We start from the raw sequence: 21,057 nt of genomic DNA on the forward strand, positions 1-21,057 counted from the left end.
CGAACCGGGGCCGGACCACGGCGCGTCAGCGGCACACGGTCTTCATCCGAATGACGACGGCGGGGTGCACCCGCCATCCGCGGCCGTTCCGGCGCCGGTACGGGCCGGGTGGGTTCCCGACGTCGTCCAGCGGGAACCCGGGGTCGTGGATAGTGGTCTCAAGCTCGTTCTGGACGCGCGGTCGGATGCTCCGGACATCGCCGCGCGGGCGTTGGCCAGGTGGTTGTGCACCGTCGGGTGGCCGGCCGAGGACGCGCAGGACCTGGTGTTCGCGGCGCGGGAGGCCGTGTGCAACAGCGTCGACCACGCGTACCGGGGCGAGGCGGTGGGTCGGGTCGATGTCGATGCGGTGGTGCGGGACGAGGCCGGCGTCGTGGAGCTGACGGTCGTCGACCAGGGGCAGTGGCGCCGGTGGGGCGACGTCGGACGGCGGGGGTACGGGATCCCGCTGATGCGCGCCGCCGTGCCCGACGTCGTGATCGGGACGGCCGGTCCCGGTACGTGGGTGCGCCTGCGCAGCGGCCCGGGCCCGACGTCCGGCAGCCCGAGCAGCACGAGCAGCCCGAACCCGGCGGGCGCGGCGTCGTAGGCCGGAGGGGCTGCCCGACTGCGCTACCCGGCGTGCGGCGGTCCTCCGGTGGACCGCCGGGGCGGACCGCGGATGGCCGAACCCGGAGCCGGGTACCCCCGTGCATGGCGGAGTTCGAGGCGGAACGGCGGATGGCGGCCACCGCGGACCGGGTCTTCGAGGTGGTGGCGGACCTGGACCGGGTGGACGAGTGGGTCCCGGACGGGATACGGGTGCGCCCGACGCCCGACGGCGAGATCGCCGCCTCGCTGGACGGCCGCGGCAGCATGGTCCCGGGACTGGTCCGGGTCCGGTCGGAACAGCTACGGCTGGAGTGGGGCTCCCGGGACTCGCCGGACTACGCGGGCTGGCTCCAGGTCATGCACGCCGACGACGGCCACTGCTCGGTGCTACTGCACCTCTCGTTCCTCGGCGACCAGCCGGAGGCGCACGCGGGGGCGGCCGCCCGAGCCCTCCGGACCCGGCTCGACGACAGCCTCGCCCGGCTGGAACGGCTCGTCACGCCCTGACCGGGCGAGCGGGCGGCCGGCCGCGGCCACTCCGGGGCGAGAGATCTCCTGCGCGATCCCGACGCGGTGTGCGGCGTCAGTCGTGGCCGTCGACCTCGAGCACGGCCTGGATCGTGTGCCGGCGCCGCGCCGCGAGGTCGGTCAGCAGGGCCGGCCCGTCGCGGAGCGGGAGGACGTCGGTGATGACGTGCTCGCGCAGCAGCGGACCCTCGTCGAGCAGGAGCGCGATCGTCTCGGCGGAGAGCCGCTCGCGGTCCCAGAGGTGTGCGGTACCGCGGGGGACCCGGCCGATCTGGGCGCTGCGGATCCCGAGGCCGTTGTGGTGGAACTCGGCGCCGAGGCGCAGGGCGGAGCCGTCGTCGGTGTAGAAGGCCAGGTCGACGACGGTGCCCTGGGGGCGAAGGATCCGCAGGGCGGAGGCCAGTGCCGTGGCCCGTCCGCGGCACTGGAAGACGACGTCGGCGCCGCGGTCGCCGGGGGAGTGCCGCCACCGGGACTTCAGCACGAGGGCCGGATCGCCGTCGGCGGGATCGAGGGTGCCGAGCCCGAGGCCCTCCGCGGCGGCGCGGCGGCGCGGTGTCGGGTCGACCAGGACGACCTCCTCGGCGTCGTGGTGGCGGGCGAAGAGGCCGGTGAGCAGGCCGACGACGCCGCCGCCGACGACCGCGACGCGCCGCCCGCGCACGCCTGCGCCGAGGTCGCGGACGTCGGTGCCGTGGACGTCCGCGGCGGCGTGCAGGAGCCCGTTCGCGCAGATCGGGCCCATGTGCGCCACGTAGATGCCGAGCAGCGGGTCGAGCCCGGGCGGCAGGACCACGATCCGCTCGCTCAGCGGATCGGCCCGGTACGCGGTGCGGTGGCCGTAGGTCATGGCGACGAGGTCGTCCCGGGCGGGCCCGGTACCGTCCGCCGGGCTCTCCACGACCCGGGCGACCTCCATGTACCCGAGCCTCGTCACCGGGTAGCCCTGGTCGGGGCGGCCGCCCCGGAAGAGCCCCAGCTCCGGGTCGAAGGTGGCGTGCAGGGCGGGGTTGGTGCCGGTGAGGAAGCTCAGCTCGGTCCCGGCCGAGACTCCGGTGAACAGGGTGCGGACGGCGACCGGACCCGCCGCCTCGGGCACCGGCCGGACGGCGGGCACCCCGCGCGACTCGATGATCAGCGCCCGGTCGCTCACCGGGCCTCCTCCGGGACCCGCGTCCCGACCGAGGTGGCGAGGGCGCAGGCGAGGCGGTGGCTGCGCAGCGCCTCCGCGTGGTCGGGCAGGCCGAGCGGGGCGGGCGGGCTCCCGTCGCCGCGCACGGCGTCGAGGAACTCGCGGTCCGCCGCCCGGCGGGCGATGGCCGGGTCGAACCGGCGGCGGCGGGTGGAGATGCCGTCGCCGACGTGCAGCCGGTCCTCGCCGATCCCCACGACGAGGCCGTCGGCCACGATCTCGAGGCCGGCGCGGAGCTTGCCGGCGAGTGCGCAGGTGGTCGACACCGTGCCTACGGCGCCGCAGGCGAAGCGCAGCACGCCGGAGGTCGCGACGTCGGTCGTGCCGCCCTGCCGCGGGCCGGCGGAGAGGGCGTAGACCTCGTCGACCTCGCCGACCAGGACGCGGGCCAAGTCCAGGACGTGCACGGCCTGCTCGACGAGGGGGCCGCCGGACCGGGCGCGGTCGGTCCACCACGGAACCGGCGGCACCTTGTCCAGCCAGTACCCCGAGACCTGCCGGACGGTTCGTCCGGCGAGCAGGTCCCGGGCCCCGCGGACCGGTTCCGCGCACCGCCAGTGGTGGCCGACGCGGCTCACCACGCCCGCCGCGGCGATCCGGTCCGAGATCTGCTGGGCGGTGGGCACGTCGAGCGCGAGCGGCTTCTCGACGAACAGGGCGACCCCGGCGTCGGCGAGGGCCGGCTCCGCCTCGCCGTGGGCGTACGGGGGACGCACACGTAGACGGCGTCGACCCCGGCGTCGATCAGTGCAGCGACGTCGGGGACGGCCCGGCCGCCGTGGGCGTGGGCGAAGGTCGCCGCGCGATCGTGGTCCAGGTCGATGACGGCGACGATCTCGGCATCGTCGAACGTCGCGACAAATCTTGCGTGTCTGGTGGCGACACCGCCCGTTCCGACGAATCCGATACGACATTTGACTCGCGACCGGACGCTGTTTTGTGCCATGTCGTCCGAGTACCTGATTGGACGGAGTGCGAAACGGGCACCGCCGCATATGACAATGACGGTTCTGCTCAATTCCGGTCCGTGGCTCCCCGTGCCGCCCCCGGGGTACGGCGGCATCGAGAACGTCATCGCCGCGCTCGTCCCGGAGCTGCGGCGGCGCGGGGTCCGGGTGGTCCTGGCCACGGTCGGACGGAGCACGCTCCCCGTCGACGAGCGGATCTCCGTGCACGAGAACGGGCGGTTCGGCGAGCTGCAACGACCCTTCAACCAGGTGGCGGGGGTGGCCGCGGCGCACCTGCACCGCATCGTGACCGAGCTGAGGCGCCGGGACGACATCGTGCTCGTGCACGACCACCAGGAGGTGTTCGGCCCGACGGTCCTGGGCGCGCTCGGTCCCGACGGTCCGCCGGTCCTGCACACCCTGCACTGGGACCTGCGCAAGCACCCCGAGTTCTACGGGGCCGTCGACGGCGGCGGCTCGCTGTGGGTGAACGGGGTGTCCGCCTCGCAGATAGCGAACGCGCCCGCCGCGCTGCGGGCGATCAGCGTCGGCCACGTCCACCTGGCCACGCCGCTCGCCGTCGGGGCGGACCGGCGTGCCCCCGCCGTCGACAAGGCCGGCCACCTGGTGGTCCTTGGCCGGGTCACCGCGGACAAGGGCCAGCACGTTGCAGCCGAGGTGGCGCACCGCACCGGCCGCGACCTGGTCCTCGCGGGGCCGATCGGGCCCCATGACCACCCGAGCGAGCTGGCGACCGCGGACGCCGCCAACCCGGACGTCCGGTACTGGCGCGAGCAGGTCGAACCACTGGTCGACGGGGTGAGGGTGCGCTGGATCGGGACCGTCACCGGCCGCGAACGCGACACCCTCCTGCAGAGCGCCGACGCGGCCCTGTTCCCCATCGGATGGGACGAACCCGGGGGGACCGCGGTGGTCGAGTCGCTCGCCCTCGGCACCGCGCCCGTCGGCTACCGGCGCGGCTGCCTCCCCGAGCTGGTCGACGACGGGCGCACCGGCCTCCTGGTGGAGCCGGGCGACATCGACGCTCTCGCCGCCGCGGCGTCCGGGGCGCGGCTGATCGATCCTCGGGTGTGCCGCCGCGAGGCTACGCGACGTTTCACCCCCGCCCGAATGGCGCAGCAGTACCTCGATTTCTACGACCAGGTGATCGCGCTCGGTGGTCGTCCCGTTCCGGTCCGTTCGACCGCGGATGTATGACAGTTCTCGCTCATTCGCCGAAAACTGTGGAAAGGGCTTCGACAACGGCCGAGGAATCAATTCGCTTCGAGCGTCCGGCGGCGTACCGGGCCGGCACGCCGCCGAGCGGGCCGGTCGTCCTCGACGCGGTCGCCGAGCGCCGGATGCGCCGCCACCGATCCCTCGCCCAACTTGAGCGATACAGCAATCTACCCTCTTGCATGAGGGAAACCTGCAGTGCACACTTCAGATATCCCAGCCGCACGCGGAAGGTCCGAGGCGGCTGGCCGCATCGCCGACAGTGTCGTGAGGAGAGGAGTGGTAGCGATGCTGATGCGTACCGACCCGTTCCGTGAGCTCGACCGGCTCGCCCAGCACGCCTTCGGCGCGCCCGGGACCTGGTCGCGCCCGACGGCCATGCCGATGGACGCTTACCGCCGCGGCGAGGAGTTCGTGGTGGAGTTCGATCTGCCCGGGGTCGATCCGGGGGCGATCGAGCTGTCGGTGGAGCGCAACGTGCTGACCGTCAAGGCCGAGCGACGTCCGCCCCTGCGCGACGAGAACGTGGAGATGCAGGTGTCCGAGCGCAGCCTGGGCGTGTACTCCCGCCAGCTCTTCCTCGGTGAGACGCTGGACACCGAGCACATCCACGCCGACTACAACGCCGGCGTGCTCACGCTGCGGATCCCGGTCGCCGAGAGGGCCAAGCCCCGTACCATCAGCATCTCCAGCGCCGAGGACCCGGGACGCCAGGAGGTCAACGCCTGATCCCGCCGCCGTGTCCTCGTACGCCTGTGTCCCTGAACGTCCGTGTCCTTCGCGTCCGTACTCCTCCGCGACGGGGGTGATGACCATGATCGGGCTGACGGCCCACGAACCTGCTGCGCCGGGCGTGAGCGCCGGGTGCGACCAGGAGCGGGTCGACCGGATGTTCCTCGCGATCGCGGCGGAGTCGTCGCTTCCGAGGAGCGGCCCGACCGGTCCGAGGGCCGGTGCCGCCGCACGGGGCCGCCGGCCCGGCGGCGGTGCGGGGCCGACCGTGCCCGAGCCCGTTCCCGCGTGGTGGGCCGGCGGGAGCCCGCAACCGGCCGGCACCTGCCCGGCGGGCGGGGCGACCGGGAGGTGCTGCCCCGGGAGCGTTCTCCTCCGCGGACCGTAGGGCGCGTCCGATTGTCGGTGTGACGGTGCGGAAGGAGGTGGCCAGGACGATCGCGGCCGGTGGCACGACGGCCGGCGTGATCGTCTCCCGATGTCGCGACAGTGTCTGTGTGGTCCGTCGTGCGCCACGTGCGGGGCCCCGCCGGCCCGTTCCCCCTGGTGAGGCGGGCCCCGCACACCGGCGCCATCCCTGACCCACCGCCCGCCGGCGGCGACCGCCGTCGGGCTCCCGCCCAGAGAGGAACTCTTCCGTGACCGCTCCCGCTGCCGTTGGTGACACCGCCCCGTCGTGCCTGCGCGAGGCATCGGACCACGGTCTCCGCCCAGGTGGACCCGAGCAGCACGTCCCGGACAACCCGCCGGACGTCGCGGCCGACGTGATGGCCCGCGCCCTCGCCGCCCTCTACGAGGACGACCTCGACGCCTGGAGCTAGGTGGAACCCGACGCAGGAGGACCGCCCGTGAGCCTGACCAAGGTGTGGTTGCAGTTGGTCGACGGCAGCCTGCTGCGCGGCGACCAGGTGGTGCAGATCGACGTGCACCGGACCCCGGACTTCGCCGGGAAACCTGCCCGCTGGCTGCTCGACGTCGTCGTCGCGGCCCCGACCGGCAGCGGCGACCAGGAGGGATGGCAGAGCGGGCCGCTGCATCGCACCCTCGCCCAGACCGGCACTCCGCCGGACGAGGCCCCCGCCGCGCTGGCCCGGCTGCTGGCCCAGCTCGACAGCGTCGACGCGGCCGGGATCCTGCGCGCGGACACCGCCCGGGTGAGGACCACCCCGCACCCGGACCGCACCGTGGCCGCCGGCCCGGTCCGGTTCGGCTTCTCCCCGTTCGCCGGCGCCGCCGGACAGCCCTCTCCCGGCCGGGAGGATCCGCTCGGGATCTCGCCGGGCGACGCGCCCGGCGGCCCCATGTCGCAGCCGTGACCAGGACGTCCACCCCGAACCGGCCGGCCGGTCCGCCACCGGGCACCGGAAGGTCGAGACCACGACGGCACCCACCTACAGGAGGCCCATGACCCCACGACCACGGAGATGACCCACGACCAGAGGGACAGCGACGGAACAGACGGTCCCTCGACTCGGCAGGTTGGACGGCGAGGACCCCCCGGCCGGCCCCCCGCGCGGGGACGCAGGCTCCTCGGCGTCCAGCCTGCGCTCCTCTGTGCTGGCCCCCTCGACCGTTCCCCACCCGCGGGTCCGCCTGCCCGGACCGATCATCAGGCCCGCGCGCGGGTACACGCCGTCGACCGGGCGGCGTCCACGCCGTTCGCGCACCTCGAGGAGCAGGATGACGACATCCGACGCGAGCGGCCACGTCCCCACGACCACGGCGGCGGCATCACCGGCCTCACGACCGCGCTGCTGCTGACGCGGCGCGGCGCCCGGGTCGCGGTCCTGGAGGCGGGCCGGATCGGGTCCGGTGTCACGGGCAACAGCACGGGCACGGTCACGGCCCTGCAGAGCACGATGCTCTCGACGATCGAACGCACCCGTTCCCGGTGGCCGGCGCGGTCCGCCTCGACGACCAGGTCGAGATCGATCCCGTCGGCTACGCCCATGGCCTGGCCACGGCGATCGAGGCGGCTGGCTCGCGCGTCCTCGAGGGCACCCGCGCGACGGCGGTGTCCGAGGGGCGGCCCGTCCGCGTCACGACGACGCACGGGGAGCTGAACGGGCAGCAGGTCGTGGTCGCCACGCACTACCCGGTCTGGCTGGTCGTTCCGCTCCGCGGGCGATCTGATGGTCGTCTGCGGGCAGGACCACCCCGCCGGGGCACGGGGCGTCGATCCCGGCCGCTACACCGCGCTCGAGGAGTACGTGCCTCGCGGATGTAGGTCGCCGCCGGATACTCGAAGTGGGGGCTGAGCGGCGGGTCGATGGCAGCCGCGCTGCTCTCCGAGCGGCTGTCCGGCGGGGCCGCGGACGAGGTCTTCAGCCCGCACCGGTTCTCCGTGCGGGGGCTGCCCGCGCTGGCGCGGATGAACGTGAAGGTCGCCCTGGACCTGCTGGGGGACCGGTTGACGTTCGGCGACGTCGCCGACGGGCGGAGCCGGCTCCCGGCCAGGCCGGCGTCGTGCGGGCCGGCACGGACCGCACGGGCGTCTTACGCGACGCCGCCGGGGGGGGCACGCCGTGTCGATCCACTGCACCCACCTCGGCTGCCTGCTGCGGTTCAACGGCGCCGAGCGCAGCTGGGACTGCCCGTGCCACGGCTCGCGGTTCGACGTCGACGGCGCCGTGCTGGGTCGACGGCGCCGTGCTGGAAGGGCCCGCGGTCGAGCCGCTCGCGCGCCGCGACCCGCCCGCTCCCGGCTGAGCCCGCGGTGGGCCGGGGCGCCTCCTTCGGTACGGCGGCGGCCCTGCGCACGGGGCCCGGCGGTCTCAGGTCTCGTCGTCCAGCCGACGCTGGAGGTCGGTGATCTCCGCGCGTGCCTCGCGCAGCTCGCCGCGGGTCCGGTCGAGCTCCTCCGTGCGGTCCTGGAGGTCCGAACGGGTGCGGCCGAGGGCGTCGTCGCTGTGGTGCAGCCGGCCCTCGAGGTCCGCGATGGCGAGGGCGGAGGTCAGGGTGTGCCCGGCGTCGAGCAGCTCGCGCAACCGCGCCGCATGGGCGAGCTGGCGGCGGGAGTACCGGCGGTGCCCGCCCTCGGTGCGGTGGGGACGCAACGCGCCCCCGGTGTCGAGGCTGCGTAGGAAGGCGGGCTGGACGCCGAGGAGCTCCGCGGCCTGGCCCATGGTGACCGCCGGGTAGTCCTCGTCGTCCAGCCTGCCGAGGTTGTTCGTCACGTGATCAGCGCTCTCGTCGGTGTCGTCGTCCTCCGGGTGGTCGTCCGACATCGGGCCGTCCGGCGCGAGGCGTCCCCGCGGAGCGGGGGGACGCGCGGGCGGCTCAGGCGGGGGAGCCGTCCAGCACGGGCTGCGCGTCGCGGCCGCCGTGGGCGATCTCGATCCGTCGTGGCTTGGCCCGCTCGGCGACCGGGATGGACAGGCTCAGGACCCCGTCCCGGTAGGTGGCGGTGAGCCGCTCGGTGTCGAGGTCACGCCCGAGCAGCAGGCGGCGGGTGAAAGTGCCACGGGGACGCTCGGAAGCCAGCCACTCGCCGCCGTCGTGCGGGGCCGTCCGCTCCGCGCGGACGGTCAACGAGGTGCCCTCGACGGTGAGGTCGATGGAGCCGGGGTCCACGCCGGGGAGGTCGAAGCTGACCAGGAGGTGGTCGTCCAGGCGCTGGATGTCCATCGGCATCCCGGCCGGAGCCGGACCGGCGGCCCGGTCGAACCTGCGGAAGGCGTCGGCGAGGGGCTCGTAGTTGAGCAGCATCGTGATCTCCTTTCGTGGTGCTGCCCGAAGTCGGTGACGAAGAAATTTATAGTATGCGCTGTAGGTTCTGCGCAACCTCTGCGAGAGGATTTCTCGGCCCGGTGCCGTCCGCCGGTCAGGGGCTGCTCTGCAGGACCAGCATCGAGCGGGCGGGGAGCCGAACCTTCCCGCCCGGGTCCGGGGAGCGGCGGCGGGCGTTGGCGAGCAGGGGGTCCGCGGTGTCGAGGACGGCCTGCCAGCCCTTGCCGTAGCTCTCGTCCGGCACCGTGAAGGTCTGCTCCTGGTGGTGGGCGTTGATCAGCAGCAGGAACGAGTCGTCGATGATCTGCATGCCGAGGTCGTCGCGGTCCGGGATGCCCTGCCCGTTGAGGTGGACGGTCAGCGACTGGGTGTGGTCGCCGGTCCAGTCGTCGTCGCTCATCGGGTGGCCGTCGGGCCGGAGCCAGGCGATGTCGTCGACGCCGGAGCCGCGCAGCGGGCGGCCCTGGAAGAACCGCTGCCGGCGGAAGATCGGGTGCTCGGCGCGCAGCCGCGCCAGCCGAGCGGTGAACTCGGTGAGGACGTCCTGCTCGCGGGCGGCGTCCCAGTCCACCCAGCTGATCTCGTTGTCCTGGCAGTAGACGTTGTTGTTGCCGCCCTGGGTGCGGCCGAGTCGTCGCCGTGGGAGATCATCGGCACGCCCTGGGAGAGCAGCAGCGTGGCGAGGATGTTGCGCTTCTGCCGCTCCCGTAGCGCGTAGACCTCCGAGTCGTCCGTCGGTCCCTCCGCGCCGCAGTTCCACGAGCGGTTGTGGCTCTCGCCGTCGTTGTTGTCCTCGCCGTTGGCCTCGTTGTGCTTCTCGTTGTAGGACACGAGGTCCTGCAGGGTGAAGCCGTCGTGGGCGGTGACGAAGTTGATCGAGGCGATGGGGCGGCGGTTGTCGGCCTCGTAGAGGTCCGAGGAGCCGGTGAAGCGGGCGGCGAACTCGCCGAGGCTGGCCGGTTCGCCGCGCCAGAAGTCCCGGACGGTGTCGCGGTACTTGCCGTTCCATTCGGTCCACAGGGGCGGGAAGCCGCCGACCTGGTAGCCGCCGTCGCCGACGTCCCAGGGTTCGGCGATGAGCTTGACCTGGCTGACGATGGGGTCCTGGTTGACCAGGTCGAAGAAGGCCGAGAGCCGGTCGACGTCGTGGAACTCCCGGGCGAGGGAGGAGGCGAGGTCGAAGCGGAAGCCGTCGACGTGCATCTCGGTGACCCAGTAGCGCAGCGAGTCCATGATCAGGCGCAGGGACTCGTGGTGGCGGACGTTGAGGCTGTTCCCGGTGCCGGTGGTGTCGTAGTAGAACTTCTCGTCGCCGCCGACGAGGCGGTAGTAGGCCTGGTTGTCGATCCCGCGGAAGGACAGCGTCGGCCCCATGTGGTTGCCCTCGGCGGTGTGGTTGTAGACGACGTCGAGGATGACCTCGATCCCGGCCCGGTGCAGGGTGCGGACCATCGTCTTGAACTCGAAGACCTGCTCGCCGCCGGTGCCGAAGCAGGCGTAGCCGTTGTGCGGGGCGAAGAAGCCGATGGTGTTGTAGCCCCAGTAGTTCGACAGGCCCTTGTCCTGCAGGGTCGAGTCGTCGACGAACTGGTGCACCGGCATCAGCTCGATCGCGGTGACCCCGAGGTTCTTCAGGTGCTTGATCATCGCGGGGTGCGAGATCCCGGCGTAGGTGCCGCGCACGTCCTGCGGGATGTCCGGGTGGCGCATGGTCATGCCCTTGACGTGCGCCTCGTAGATGACGGTCTCGTTGTAGGGGATGCGCAGCGGCCGGTCGTCGGCCCAGTCGAAGAAGTCGTTGGTGACGACGGACTTCATCATCCGCGGGGCGGAGTCCTCGTCGTTGAAGGAGTCCGGGTCCCCGAAGTTGTAGGAGAACAGGGCCTGGCCCCATTCGATCCGGCCGTCGATGGCCTTCGCGTAGGGGTCGAGCAGCAGCTTGGAGGGGTTGCAGCGCAGCCCGGCGGCCGGCTCGTAGGGCCCGTGCACGCGGTAGCCGTAGCGCTGCCCGGGCCACACCCGGGGCACGTATCCGTGCCAGACCAGGCCGTTGCGCTCCGGGAGGTCGAGGCGGGTCTCGGTGCCGTCGGAGTCGAAGAGGCAGAAGCTCGATGCGCTCGGCGACCTCGGAGAAGATCGCGAAGTTGGTGCCACCGCCGTCGAACGACGAGCCGAGCGGGTAGGGCGAGCCGGGCCAGATGTGCAAAGGGACCTCCACGACGAACGCCCGCGGAGCCGCGAGCACGTCTTTGTATCGACTGCGCCCACGGCCCGCGACTCAGGGCCGCGCGACGATCGCCACAGCGGGAGAACCGGTCGCCGGCGGTTCAGGGATGCCCGAACCGGCTACGCGGGGCTCTCGGGCAGATCGACCTTCGCCACCTCGACGTGGGCTCCCTGACGGCGCACGTGGTGAGCGACGACCCGGCACTCCGCCGTTGCCGCTGGCCGCACCGCCGGCCCACCGGGGCAGGAGCGGCCGGCCGGCCGATACCCCGTCGGACCGGCGTACGCCGGGTGCGCCGACCCGTCCGCCGATACCCGGACCTCGAGCGCGGTGCGGTGCGGTGCGGGGTCGCGACCGACGACCGAGGCCGTGAACAGCACCCCGGCGAGGAGCACGTGCGCCTGGACGAGCGGGCCGTGCGCGGCCGGGTAGAGCCCGGTCCGGTACACCACCCAGAGCCCGCCGACGTCGAGGCCCGCGGCGACGACCGGATGGGTGAGGAGGGCGCAGCACCGGATGCCCCGGCGGAGCCGGAAGGCTTTCGAGGGGATTAGTGCGGCTCCACGGGTGGTACCAGCGCTTCGTGGCCTCCGAGGACACCGAGCACGCCTCGTGGGCCCTCCGTGCGGTGGAGACCCCGGCCGGGGTGTCCCGCTGCGAACGTCCGGCTCGACTCCGGCGATCCGCCGGCCGGCCGGTGTCTCCTGAGCACCTGCGAACGACCGTCAGAAAGGCCTGAGATGAGCACCGAATCACATTCCGTGAGCTACACCGTCCCCGGCATGGAGGAGAAGGACGCCGCCGTCGTCATCGACATCCTGCAGGGTCGGCTGAACGCGCTGAACGATCTCGCGCTGACCCTCAAGCACGCGCACTGGAACGTGATCGGCCCGAACTTCATCGCCGTGCACACGATGCTCGACCCGCAGGTCGACGGCGTCCGCGAGATGGTCGACGACGTGGCCGAGCGCATCGCGACCCTCGGAGGCTCGCCCAGCGGTACTCCCGGCGCCCTGGTCGCCGCCCGGAGCTGGGACGACTACTCGATCGGACGCGACGACGCGATCGCCCACCTCGGGGCCCTCGACCTCGTGTACACGGGCGTCATCGCCGAACACCGGGACGCGATCGCGAAGACCGAGGACCTCGACCCGGTCAGCCAGGACATGCTCATCGACCAGGCCGGTGACCTCGAGCAGTACCAGTGGTTCGTCCGCGCCCACCTGGAGAACGCCGACGGCACCCTGCGTACGGGTGGCGCGAAAACCGAGACGGAGGCCGCACGCAGGGCCTGAGGCCCGGTCCGCGGATCTCCCGGCGGGCCCGCCCCGCCCGCGGCGTCGCTGTGGAGTGCTCCGTCCGTACGAACGGAGCACTTCGCGCCGTGTCCGCGCAGTGACACCGCACGCGGCCGGGCTCGTCAGACGCTGCCGGGCCCTCGCCCCCGGCACTGCCGGGACCCTCGCCCGCGTCGCTGTCCGGGCCCTCTCCGCTGTCGCTCCCCGGGCCCGGCGAGTCCGCCGCCGTCGCGTGCCGCGGGGCGTGGAGACTCCCCGCCCGCCGGCGCCGAATCTGCGAACGGGGTCGGGAAGATCCCCGTCGCCGGTGTGGGCCGGGGCCGCCGGGCATTCCTCGACATCGTCCGATTTCCGGACGCGATCCCGTCGTCGCCGACGAGACGACGGGCGGAAAGGAGAACGTGTACATGGCTGTGAACATCCAGGACCCGACCGCGATCCAGGGGCTGACCGTGACCGGGCAGGGCGGGGAGAAGCTCGGGAAGGTCGACGGTGTCTACCTCGACGACGACACCCAGCGCCCGGAGTGGGCGGCGGTGAAGAGCGGCCTGTTCGGGACCCACATCTCGCTGGTGCCGCTCGCGACCGCGGACCTGTCCGGTGACGAGCTGCGCGTGCCGTTCGACAAGGACGCGCTCGAGCGGGCGCCGCACCACGACCCCGACCAGGAGCTGAGCCCGCAGCAGGAGATCGAGCTGTTCGAGCACTACGGCATCCCGTACGGCGGCGACACGGTGACCGCGCAGGTGGGCCACGGCGCAGACGGGGGCGGGCTGCACGGCCGGCACCCCGAGGGCCGGCACGAGACGATCGAGGACGACCGCGCCGAGCGGGACGAGGTCGCGCTCGGCGCGGAGGGCGTCGAGGACGGGGTGGCCGGCCCGCCCCGGGGCGGCGTCGCCGGGGACGTGGACCGGACCCGCGGCACCGACCGTACGGAGGGCGTCGAGGCCGGCAGGACCGCCGGTCACGAGCCCGGCGCGGTCGGGCAGGACACCTCCGACCCGACCGCCGACGACGCGATGACCCGTTCGGCGGAGCGGCTGCACGGGGGCACCGAGCGGACCGAGGCCGGGCGCGCGCGGCTGCGCAGGTACGTGGGCACCGAGACGTGACGCAGGCGGTGCCGGGGTCGCGCGAGGAGGTCTGCAAGGAGGAGGTCGACACCTCCGGGGTCGGGCACGGCCGCAACCGCTGAGCCTCGCCCGGGAGACGCGCGTCCGCCATCGCCCCGGGAGATCTCGCCGCGGCCACTCGGGATCTCACTTCACGGGGCCCCGGTGCATCACCAGATCGGACAACCGCTGCAGGGACTCGGTGTTGCGGAGCTTGAGCAGGGACGACTCGATCGGCCACGGCACGAGACGGGCGGGGCCGCTCTCGCTCCGTTCGGCCATCGTCACCAGCGTCCCTTCCGGAACGGGGTCGAGCGTCAGCCGGACACGGGCCGTTCCCGCGGGCCAGGCCCGGGCGCGGAGTTCGAGCATGCGCCCGGGGTCGACCGCGAGGACCTCGGTGTTGTCCTCGATCTGCAGGGGCCAGATCCCGACGCTGTGATGCAGCTTCGACCCGACCGCGGGCCAGTCCGGGTCGACCGAGCGCATGTGCGTCGCGCCGACGACCCACAGTGGATAGGACCAACCGTCGGCAAGGACCGCGAAGACCCGGTCCGGATCGGTCGGGATCACACGACTGACCTCGATCATGTTCGCTCCCTCGGGCGGTGACTTCGGACGGAAGGACGCCGGCGGTCATTCCGCCCGCCGGCGGACGACGGTGGTGAGGACCCCGAGAGCCCCGAGCCCGAGGAGCCGCCTGCTGCGTTCCCGGCGCCGGCCATGCCATCCACCGTGGACCTCACGCGGACCCGGAGCGGGCCGGTACAGGTTCCCGGGGCTCGTCGGGAGGGCTCCCGGGAGAAGCCTAGATGTTCCACGTCGCGTGCGAGGACGCGTTCGGCCGAACCCGGTGAGACCTTGTACTGCGCCAGCAACGCCCGTCCCAGTAGCCCGCCGGCCACGACCTCGCGGCGCGGGAACCGGATCTGGTTCACGATGATGCGGGCGACCCGCTCCGGCGCGTAGACCGGCGGGATCGCGCGCGGTCGTCGCCCCGTGTGGTTCGCGGCGTCGCGCCAGATGGGCGTGTCGATGGCGGCCGGCAGGACGGTGGACACCTTGACCCCCCGCACACCGGCCAGCCGGAGCTTCCTCGCGCAGGCTCCCCCCGAGTCCCCGCAGCGCGAACTTCGACATCGCGTACGACGAGCCGTAGGGCTGGGCGATCACGCCGAGGATGGACGAGACGGTGACGACGACGCCGCGGTTGCGCTCGATCATCCGGGGCAGGGCCGCCCGGCAGCCGTGGACGGCCCCCATCACGTTCACGTCCAGGACCCGGCGGGTGTCCGCCAGGGGGACGTCGAGGAACGACCCGAACGCGATGACCGAAGCTGCGTTGACCCACGCGTCCAACCGGCCGAAGCGCTCCACCGCGATCTCGGCGGCCCGGTTCACGGCAGCGGCGTCGGTGACGTCCGTCGGCACCACCGCGGCCGTCACGCCGAGGGAGGTGCACTCGACCGCGACCGCGACCGCGACCGCGACCGCGACCGCGCCCAGCGCCTCCGTGTCCCTGGCGACCAGCACGAGTCTCGCGCCCCTATGGGCCAGGGCGAGCGCCGTCGCCCGGCCGATGCCGCTCGACGCGCCGGTCACCACGGTGACACAGCCCTTGATCCGCATGTCCCGGCAGTACCCCGAGCGGGCCGGCTCATGCCGGCTCGGATGGACACGCACGAATCAGGGTATGGGGCGGTCATGAGCACGGAGAAGTCCGAACTGGACCGCCTCGCCGCGGAGATCGCCGGGTCCGCCTCGGCGGCGGGACGCACGGTGGCGGTGGCGGAGTCACTCACCGGCGGGATGATCTCCTCGGCCCTGGCCGCGGCCGAGGGTGCGTCCGAGTGGTTCCGCGGCTCGCTCGTGGCCTACTCGAGCGAGGTCAAGCACGAGGTGCTGCACGTTCCCGACGGCCCGGTGGTCAGCGCGCCCGCCGCCCGCGCCATGGCCCGCGGGGTCCGACGCCTCCTGGGCGCGGACGTCGCCGTGGCGGTCACCGGGGCCGGGGGCCCCGCCCCTCAGGACGGGCGATCGCCGGGCACGGTGTTCCTCGCGATCGACGACGGCGCCTCCTGCGTGGTCATCGACCGGGATCTCGACGGGGAGCCGGAGGAGATCTGCGTCGCCGCCGCGGAATCCGCCCTCGAGCTGCTGGCCGGCCGCTTCCGGTCGGGGGGCCCGGACCGGTGACCCCGCGCCGAGACAAGAGTGCCATTTCCGCTCGGCGCGGTTCACCTATCACGGGCCGCAGCAACGCCTGAGCCGAACGCCGGTACGGGTTGGAGGCCGACCCGAGCCGGTGAGCCTTCCGCACGGCGGCGGTGTGCCCCGTCGCTTTCTCGCCGCGCGGCTCGGCGGTTTCCGGGCACCGGGGCGACAACGATTTCCGGCTTCGTGATGACAACGGCGTTCAGCGGGCATCCGCCGGGGCCACATGCCGACGGGAGAGGCGCAGGTGACCCGGAGCCGAAGTGTCCCCGCGGGCTCCCAGCGGCCCGGTCCGTCCGGCAACCCGGCGTCGAGGGGCACACGGATCCGTCGTGTTAGGGGGGTCGCTCCTGGTCCGGACGCCGGGAGCCTCCCGTCTCCGACGAACGGGGCCTCCGACCACCTGATGGCGGGTCCTGCTCGACAATTTCTGAAAGGTGTGGAGAATCGAGCAGGAAATACCCGCGCATCTCAGAACGGAATAGATATGGCCAGAGTCACAGAAGTGCGTCTCGTCGACGACATCGACGGGGGCGATGCGGATGAGTCGATCGAGTTCACGCTCGACGGCAAGGCGTTCGAGATCGATCTGAACGCGGCACATGCTGCGGAGTTGCGGGATGCCCTCGCTCCGTTCGTGGGGGCGGCGAGGCGGGCCGGTGGTGGGTCCGCGGTCGCGCGCCCGAAGAGCTTCGCCCGATCGGCGCGTTCCCGCGAGGAGACCGCGGCGATCCGGGAGTGGGCGAGCGCGAACGGGTTCGAGGTCGCTCCGCGCGGCCGCATCCCGTCCGCCGTGATCCAGGCCTACGAGAACCGGGGCGCGGCGTCTTCCACGGACGCGACGCCCGCGGAGGTCGAGACCACCACCGTCGAGGCGGAGGCCAAGCCGAAGCGCCGGCCGCGGCGGAAGGCCGCGGAGAAGGCCGACGCCTGAGCAGGTCGTGACCGAGGGGCCGGGGCGTTCGCCCGGCCCCTCGGCCGTTCTCGTCCGGACGCCGCCGGGACCCGGTCCGGGCGTCTACCTGCCTGCAGAGGTGTTCCAGAGCGCGGGGATCGCGGCGGCGTCCGCGCTGTGGCCGAGTGCCGGGAGCCCGTAGAGATCCTCGAGCGTGCGCAGCAGCCCGTAATGGTCGGCGCGCTCGGTGACCGGACCGGGGGAGACCCGCTCACCCACCGCGACGGTGGCGATGTGGTTGTCGGAGTCGTGCTTGGACTCGGACTCGTCGAAGGACACGAGCAGCAGGCTGTTGTGCGTGCGGGCCCAGGTCGCGTACGGGTCGAGGTTGTCGCGCAGCCAGGCGTCGCCCTCCGCGATGGAGCAGTCGTGCATGTCGTGGCAGAGGTTCGGGATGACGAAGGAGACCGTCGGCAGGGTCGAGTAGTCCGTCGGCATCGCGTCGAGCGGTTGGTTCGCCGAGGCGGGCACGCTGCTGAAGTCCGTCCAGGGGCTGTGCTTGCGGGCGTAGCCGTCGTGCTCGCAGCCGGTGTACCCCGGCTCGGGCAGGTCCTCGGAGTAGCCGGCGAAGGTGTACCCGGCGCCGACGAGTTCGCTGGCCAGGTTCGGTGCGTCCGAGGTGTGGGGGCAGCTGTCGTCGGTGACGCCGTGGGTGTCCCCGGAGAACAGCGCCACGTAGTTGGGCTGGCTGGGATGGGTCTCGGCGTGCATGTCGGTCAAGGACGCGCCGGACCGGGCGAGGGAGGCGAGGTAGTGGCCGTCCCGCAGGGCGTCGCCCTCGTCCTTGTTCTCCAGCATGACGATCACGACGTGGTCCGGCCGGGCCGGCGTGGCCGGGGTGGTGTCGGCCGCGCCGGTGACCGCGACACCGGGGGCGGGACCGGTGCAGGCGGAGAGCACCCCGGTGGCGAACACCGCGAGAAGCGCCGCTACGGCTGAACGCATCCTGATCATGGTCTCCCTGTTCGTGCCCCGTCGATACTGGCCCCGCCGCCGTCGTCCGGCTGCCTCCGTCATCAGGTCGGGTTGCAGGTCTCATCGGAAAGCGCGACCTGCAGGTGGACCTCGGCGGGCGAGCTGGAGACGCGGATGGCGCCGGCCCGGGGGTCGTCGCCGATCACGGGGACCGCGACGACCCCGTCGTCGGTGTCCGGCGCGGCCCGGGAGAGCACCTCGGAGACGGACCGGTCCGCGGTGGCCGGGCCCGTGCCGAGGACGCGGGTGCCGGAGCGGTCGTAGAGGGCGACGTCGGCGCGCTCGGCCGAGGTGGGCAGCTGCGGCTCCCGGCCGCGGGCGAGATCGACGGCGACGGTCAGCGCGGCCACGTCGGCGACCTGGTCGAGCTCGCTGCGCTCGTCGTCGGCGAGGTACTTGACCACGATCCCGGCCAACGGCAGCCCGAACAGGGCGATCGCCAGGACGGCGGCCGCGAGGGTGAGCACGATGATGTGTCTGCGCATGTCCCTGGTTCGGCTCGGTGGAGTGGTCTCCGTGCGGGTGGAACCGGTCGACGCCGTGCAGGATCGTGGCCGGGAGAAGCTCGACGCGGCTCGCCGCCCGCTGGTGCACCAGGTCGTCGACGAGGTGGTCGAGCCCCCGCACGGCCTCGACGCTACCGATCCGTGGGTCCGCCGAGGGGCGTCGGCAGGCGCGAGGCCGGGGTCCGTCCCTACTCGGGGGTGAGCCGGACCGACCCGGCGGCGCCGTCGACCGTGATCCGCTGTCCGGTGGTGATCGCGCCGGTCGCGTCCGGGACCCCGACGACGGCGGGGATGCCGTACTCGCGGGCGACGACCGCGCCGTGGGAGTTGGCGCCGCCCATCTCCATCACGAGCCCGCCCGCGGTGAGGAACAGCGGCGTCCAGCCCGGATCGGTGGAGGGCACGACGAGGATCTCCCCGGGTTCGAGGTGCGCGTCGGCGGGGTCGAGGACGACGCGCGCGAGGCCGGTGACCTCGCCGGCCGACGCGGGGGTGCCGACGAGCGCGCCGTCCCCCGCCGCCGGGGCGGCGAGGGCCTCGGGCTCGGTGCCGTCGGAGAGCAGGACCCGCGGGACGTGGCGACGCCGCAGCTCCCGCGCGTGGTCCTCCCGGCGCTGCGCGACGACGTCGCGGTGGTCGGACCCGAGCAGCGCCGACCGCGCCTCGGCGAGATCGAGGAAGAAGACGTCGTCGACCTCCGCGAGTAGCCCGCGCCCGGCCAGCTCGGCCCCGACGGCGACGAGGTCGGTCCGCGCGGCGGCGATCAGGCGGACCAGGTGGTCCTTGTGCGTCTCCCGCAGCCCGGCGAGCTCGCGCGTCCGCCGCAGGGCCCAGCCGACGACGAGGGCGCGGGGCCGGGAGCGCCGCCGCACCCGGGTCACGACGTCGGCGACGGCCCCCTCGGCGGCTGCGGCACCGCGGGCGAACATCGCGTCGGGGGTCGACTCGCGGCCGGCGTCGGTGGTGGCGAGCCGGAGGTAGCCGGCCAGCACGCCGAGGACGTAGGAGGGGTCGTCGCGCCAGCGGGGCACACCGATGTCGATCTCGGCGACGGCCCGGTGCCCGTGGCGGCGGAGGAACCGGTCGAGCTCGTTGCGCAGCAGGTCGGGCAGCGGACCGGAGCCGGCGCGCAGCCGGGTGACCGACGCGTCGTCGGCGCGCAGGCGGACGGCGACCCGCCAGAGCTCGAGGTCCATCTCGGTGGTGACGTTGTGGGGGAGCGAGCGCAGCAGGTCGTGGGTGGTCCGCCCGTCGATCTCGGGGCCGGCGAGGGCGCGGGCGAGTCCGAGCGCGAGGAATCCCGCCCCGGCGACGGGGGCGACGGTCGGCAGTACGGGGAAGACCCGGCCGAGCAGGGCGAGGGCGCGGTCGTGCCGTTCCAGGCCGGTGGCGGCGGGCGGAAGAGCCGCCGTCAGGCCGTCGCCGACCCGCCCGACGCGCCGCCGCGCGGCGGCCGGGGCCACGAGGGCCTGCCCGACCTGCAGCGGGACGCGGTACCGGACGAGCACCCGCAGCACCCGGCGGGCGAACGACCACGGGGACCGCGTGCGCACGGCGAACGCGGGCTCGTCCCTCAGCCGCCGGAGGACGACGGCGGAGCGGACCTCCATCACGTCGAGGAGCCGCGGGACGATCCTGCGGCCGACGGCGTTGCGCAGGGCCGGCGTGACGTCGACGAAGACCCGACCGCCGGCGACGGCCAGGGCCGAGGGACCTCCGAGATCGTCGGCCGGGATCCCGAACCCCAGGCGTGAGCCGGTAGCACCGATCACCCGGAACGCGGCGATGCCCATGGGGGTGATCGGTCGGGTCAGGCCCTGCGCGAGGCTGACGCACAGGTAGGCCCGCAGCCCCGGACCGGTCGGCTCCGGGAGCGGATGCAGCGTGGTGATGGGCCGCGACTGGGTCAGCCGGACCGCGCCGGCGGTGTCGATCGCCCACTCGATGTCCTGCGGGGCGCCGTAGTGGGCCTCGACCCGGCGGCCGAGGGCGACCAGCGCCCGGACCTCGTCGTCGGTCAGGGCGCGCTCGCCGCGTCGATCACCGGCGGCGATCTGCTCGGTCCCGCCGCCCGGCACGGCCCGCACCTCGACGGCCTTGTCCCCGGCCTGGTAGTCGATCGTCGAGCCCTCGACGACCACGTGGTCGGGGTTGACCGCCCCCGAGACCACGGCCTCGCCGAGTCCCGGACTCGCGTCGATCACGCAACGCGTGCGGCGCCCGGACACCGGGTCCGCGGTGAACAGCACGCCCGCGACGCGCACGTCCACCATCCGCTGCACCACGACCGCCAGCGCCACCCCGCGCCCGTCGATCCCGGCGGACGCGCGGTAGGACACGGCCCGATCCGTCCAGAGGGAGGCCCAGCAGCGGCGCACGGCGTCGAGCACCGCCTCGGTGCCGACGACGTTGAGGTAGGTGTCCTGCTGGCCGGCGAAGCTGGCCGACGGCAGGTCCTCCGCGGTGGCCGAGGACCGGACCGCGACGGGCACCCGGTCGCCGAGCCGCGCGTACGCCTCGGCCACCGCGGCCTCTACATCCGGCGTGATCGGGACCGCGAGCAGCGCCTTCCGGGCCGCGGCGGCGAGCGCGGCGTCCTCCGCGCGACCCGGCACCTCGTCGAGTCCCGCGGCGTCCGCGGCGCGCCGGTACGCCTCCGTGGCGACGCAGAATCCGGCCGGGACGTCGAACCCCGCGGCACGCAGCTCGGCGAGGTTGGCCGCCTTGCCCCCGACGAGACCGAGGTGGCGCGCATCGGGACTGTCGAGGTCGAGGACCGTCATCGACCGAGCTTATCTCAACACGCGTTGAA

Annotated in this window: 20 protein-coding genes and 6 pseudogenes; 14 read left to right on the plus strand and 12 right to left on the minus strand. The window is 73.5% G+C overall.

Annotated elements, in window-relative coordinates:
* Positions 1–145 precede the first annotated feature (145 nt).
* Both WBK50_RS05585 and WBK50_RS05590 read left to right on the plus strand, forming a co-directional pair.
* Positions 146–589, plus strand: a complete 444-nt coding sequence (locus WBK50_RS05585; RefSeq protein WP_341334557.1) for an ATP-binding protein — start codon at positions 146–148, stop codon at positions 587–589.
* 104 nt (positions 590–693) lie between these two features.
* Positions 694–1,098 carry an SRPBCC family protein gene (locus WBK50_RS05590; protein ID WP_341334558.1) on the plus strand — a complete coding sequence of 135 codons (405 nt, stop codon included), beginning with the start codon at positions 694–696 and terminating at the stop codon, positions 1,096–1,098.
* Between the two features lie 76 nt (positions 1,099–1,174).
* Here the strand turns inward: WBK50_RS05590 and WBK50_RS05595 are convergent, their stop codons facing one another.
* The 3 genes and pseudogenes from WBK50_RS05595 to WBK50_RS34950 form a co-directional block, all read right to left on the minus strand.
* On the minus strand, positions 1,175–2,272 hold the full coding sequence (locus WBK50_RS05595; RefSeq protein ID WP_341334559.1) for a zinc-dependent alcohol dehydrogenase: 1,098 nt from the start codon (positions 2,270–2,272) through the stop codon (positions 1,175–1,177).
* Positions 2,269–3,027, minus strand: coding sequence for a Gfo/Idh/MocA family protein (locus WBK50_RS05600; RefSeq protein WP_341334560.1), 759 nt, complete (start codon positions 3,025–3,027; stop codon positions 2,269–2,271). The genes WBK50_RS05595 and WBK50_RS05600 overlap by 4 nt, the downstream gene beginning before the upstream one ends.
* A gap of 47 nt (positions 3,028–3,074) precedes the next feature.
* Positions 3,075–3,386: pseudogene (locus tag WBK50_RS34950) on the minus strand (Gfo/Idh/MocA family oxidoreductase); the annotation flags it as partial.
* Here WBK50_RS34950 and WBK50_RS05605 point away from each other — a divergent pair.
* The 7 genes and pseudogenes from WBK50_RS05605 to WBK50_RS05630 all read left to right on the plus strand — a co-directional run.
* Positions 3,349–4,476: a glycosyltransferase gene (locus WBK50_RS05605; RefSeq protein WP_341334561.1), complete on the plus strand. Its 1,128-nt coding sequence runs from the start codon at positions 3,349–3,351 to the stop codon at positions 4,474–4,476. The pseudogene WBK50_RS34950 and the gene WBK50_RS05605 sit on opposite strands and share 38 nt — an antisense overlap.
* A gap of 306 nt (positions 4,477–4,782) precedes the next feature.
* On the plus strand, positions 4,783–5,223 hold the full coding sequence (locus WBK50_RS05610; protein WP_341334562.1) for an Hsp20/alpha crystallin family protein: 441 nt from the start codon (positions 4,783–4,785) through the stop codon (positions 5,221–5,223).
* Between the two features lie 641 nt (positions 5,224–5,864).
* Positions 5,865–6,047, plus strand: a complete 183-nt coding sequence (locus WBK50_RS05615) for a hypothetical protein (RefSeq protein WP_341334563.1) — start codon at positions 5,865–5,867, stop codon at positions 6,045–6,047.
* A gap of 27 nt (positions 6,048–6,074) precedes the next feature.
* The gene (locus WBK50_RS05620) at positions 6,075–6,542 is read left to right on the plus strand and encodes a hypothetical protein (RefSeq protein WP_341334564.1); all 468 of its coding nucleotides are present in this window, start codon (positions 6,075–6,077) and stop codon (positions 6,540–6,542) included.
* 108 nt (positions 6,543–6,650) lie between these two features.
* Positions 6,651–7,058, plus strand: a pseudogene (locus WBK50_RS34955) (FAD-dependent oxidoreductase); the annotation flags it as partial.
* Between the two features lie 56 nt (positions 7,059–7,114).
* Positions 7,115–7,453, plus strand: a pseudogene (locus WBK50_RS05625) (FAD-dependent oxidoreductase); the annotation flags it as partial.
* 298 nt (positions 7,454–7,751) lie between these two features.
* Positions 7,752–7,853, plus strand: a pseudogene (locus tag WBK50_RS05630) (Rieske 2Fe-2S domain-containing protein); the annotation flags it as partial.
* Between the two features lie 147 nt (positions 7,854–8,000).
* Here WBK50_RS05630 and WBK50_RS05635 read toward each other — a convergent pair.
* From WBK50_RS05635 to WBK50_RS05650, 4 genes and pseudogenes are all read right to left on the minus strand, one after another.
* Complete coding sequence (locus WBK50_RS05635) at positions 8,001–8,453, minus strand: helix-turn-helix domain-containing protein (RefSeq protein ID WP_445942226.1); 453 nt, start codon at positions 8,451–8,453, stop codon at positions 8,001–8,003.
* 52 nt (positions 8,454–8,505) lie between these two features.
* Complete coding sequence (locus tag WBK50_RS05640; protein ID WP_341334565.1) at positions 8,506–8,934, minus strand: Hsp20/alpha crystallin family protein; 429 nt, start codon at positions 8,932–8,934, stop codon at positions 8,506–8,508.
* Between the two features lie 115 nt (positions 8,935–9,049).
* A pseudogene (gene glgX / locus WBK50_RS05645) lies at positions 9,050–11,161 on the minus strand (glycogen debranching protein GlgX).
* A 140-nt stretch (positions 11,162–11,301) separates the two neighbouring features.
* Positions 11,302–11,865, minus strand: a complete 564-nt coding sequence (locus tag WBK50_RS05650; RefSeq protein ID WP_341339309.1) for a cytochrome c oxidase assembly protein — start codon at positions 11,863–11,865, stop codon at positions 11,302–11,304.
* A gap of 78 nt (positions 11,866–11,943) precedes the next feature.
* Here WBK50_RS05650 and WBK50_RS05655 point away from each other — a divergent pair, with 78 nt between their 5' ends.
* Positions 11,944–12,477, plus strand: coding sequence for a Dps family protein (locus WBK50_RS05655; protein ID WP_341334566.1), 534 nt, complete (start codon positions 11,944–11,946; stop codon positions 12,475–12,477).
* A 410-nt stretch (positions 12,478–12,887) separates the two neighbouring features.
* Positions 12,888–13,595, plus strand: a complete 708-nt coding sequence (locus WBK50_RS05660; protein WP_341334567.1) for a PRC-barrel domain-containing protein — start codon at positions 12,888–12,890, stop codon at positions 13,593–13,595.
* A 147-nt stretch (positions 13,596–13,742) separates the two neighbouring features.
* On the opposite strand, the gene WBK50_RS05665 is transcribed toward WBK50_RS05660, so the two are convergent.
* On the minus strand, positions 13,743–14,186 hold the full coding sequence (locus WBK50_RS05665) for an SRPBCC family protein (RefSeq protein ID WP_341334568.1): 444 nt from the start codon (positions 14,184–14,186) through the stop codon (positions 13,743–13,745).
* Between the two features lie 45 nt (positions 14,187–14,231).
* Positions 14,232–15,224 (minus strand): SDR family NAD(P)-dependent oxidoreductase, encoded by a 993-nt coding sequence (locus tag WBK50_RS05670; RefSeq protein WP_341334569.1) that lies wholly within the window; start codon positions 15,222–15,224, stop codon positions 14,232–14,234.
* A gap of 75 nt (positions 15,225–15,299) precedes the next feature.
* On the opposite strand from WBK50_RS05670, the gene WBK50_RS05675 reads away from it, so the two are divergent.
* Both WBK50_RS05675 and WBK50_RS05680 read left to right on the plus strand, forming a co-directional pair.
* Complete coding sequence (locus WBK50_RS05675) at positions 15,300–15,791, plus strand: CinA family protein (protein WP_341334570.1); 492 nt, start codon at positions 15,300–15,302, stop codon at positions 15,789–15,791.
* Between the two features lie 505 nt (positions 15,792–16,296).
* A pseudogene (locus tag WBK50_RS05680) lies at positions 16,297–16,626 on the plus strand (histone-like nucleoid-structuring protein Lsr2); the annotation flags it as partial.
* 201 nt (positions 16,627–16,827) lie between these two features.
* Here WBK50_RS05680 and WBK50_RS05685 read toward each other — a convergent pair.
* Both WBK50_RS05685 and WBK50_RS05690 read right to left on the minus strand, forming a co-directional pair.
* Positions 16,828–17,709 (minus strand): alkaline phosphatase family protein, encoded by an 882-nt coding sequence (locus WBK50_RS05685; RefSeq protein WP_341334571.1) that lies wholly within the window; start codon positions 17,707–17,709, stop codon positions 16,828–16,830.
* 71 nt (positions 17,710–17,780) lie between these two features.
* A complete protein-coding gene (locus WBK50_RS05690; RefSeq protein WP_341334572.1) occupies positions 17,781–18,224 on the minus strand; it encodes a hypothetical protein in 444 nt (147 codons plus the stop codon).
* Here WBK50_RS05690 and WBK50_RS05695 point away from each other — a divergent pair.
* Positions 18,223–18,447 (plus strand): hypothetical protein, encoded by a 225-nt coding sequence (locus WBK50_RS05695; RefSeq protein WP_341334573.1) that lies wholly within the window; start codon positions 18,223–18,225, stop codon positions 18,445–18,447. The two genes, WBK50_RS05690 and WBK50_RS05695, sit on opposite strands and share 2 nt — an antisense overlap.
* Here the strand turns inward: WBK50_RS05695 and WBK50_RS05700 are convergent.
* Complete coding sequence (locus WBK50_RS05700) at positions 18,434–21,028, minus strand: PEP/pyruvate-binding domain-containing protein (protein WP_341334574.1); 2,595 nt, start codon at positions 21,026–21,028, stop codon at positions 18,434–18,436. The two genes, WBK50_RS05695 and WBK50_RS05700, sit on opposite strands and share 14 nt — an antisense overlap.
* Positions 21,029–21,057 lie beyond the last annotated feature (29 nt).

The organism is Pseudonocardia sp. T1-2H, from assembly GCF_038039215.1.
In the GTDB taxonomy this organism is placed as follows: Bacteria; Actinomycetota; Actinomycetes; order Mycobacteriales; family Pseudonocardiaceae; genus Pseudonocardia.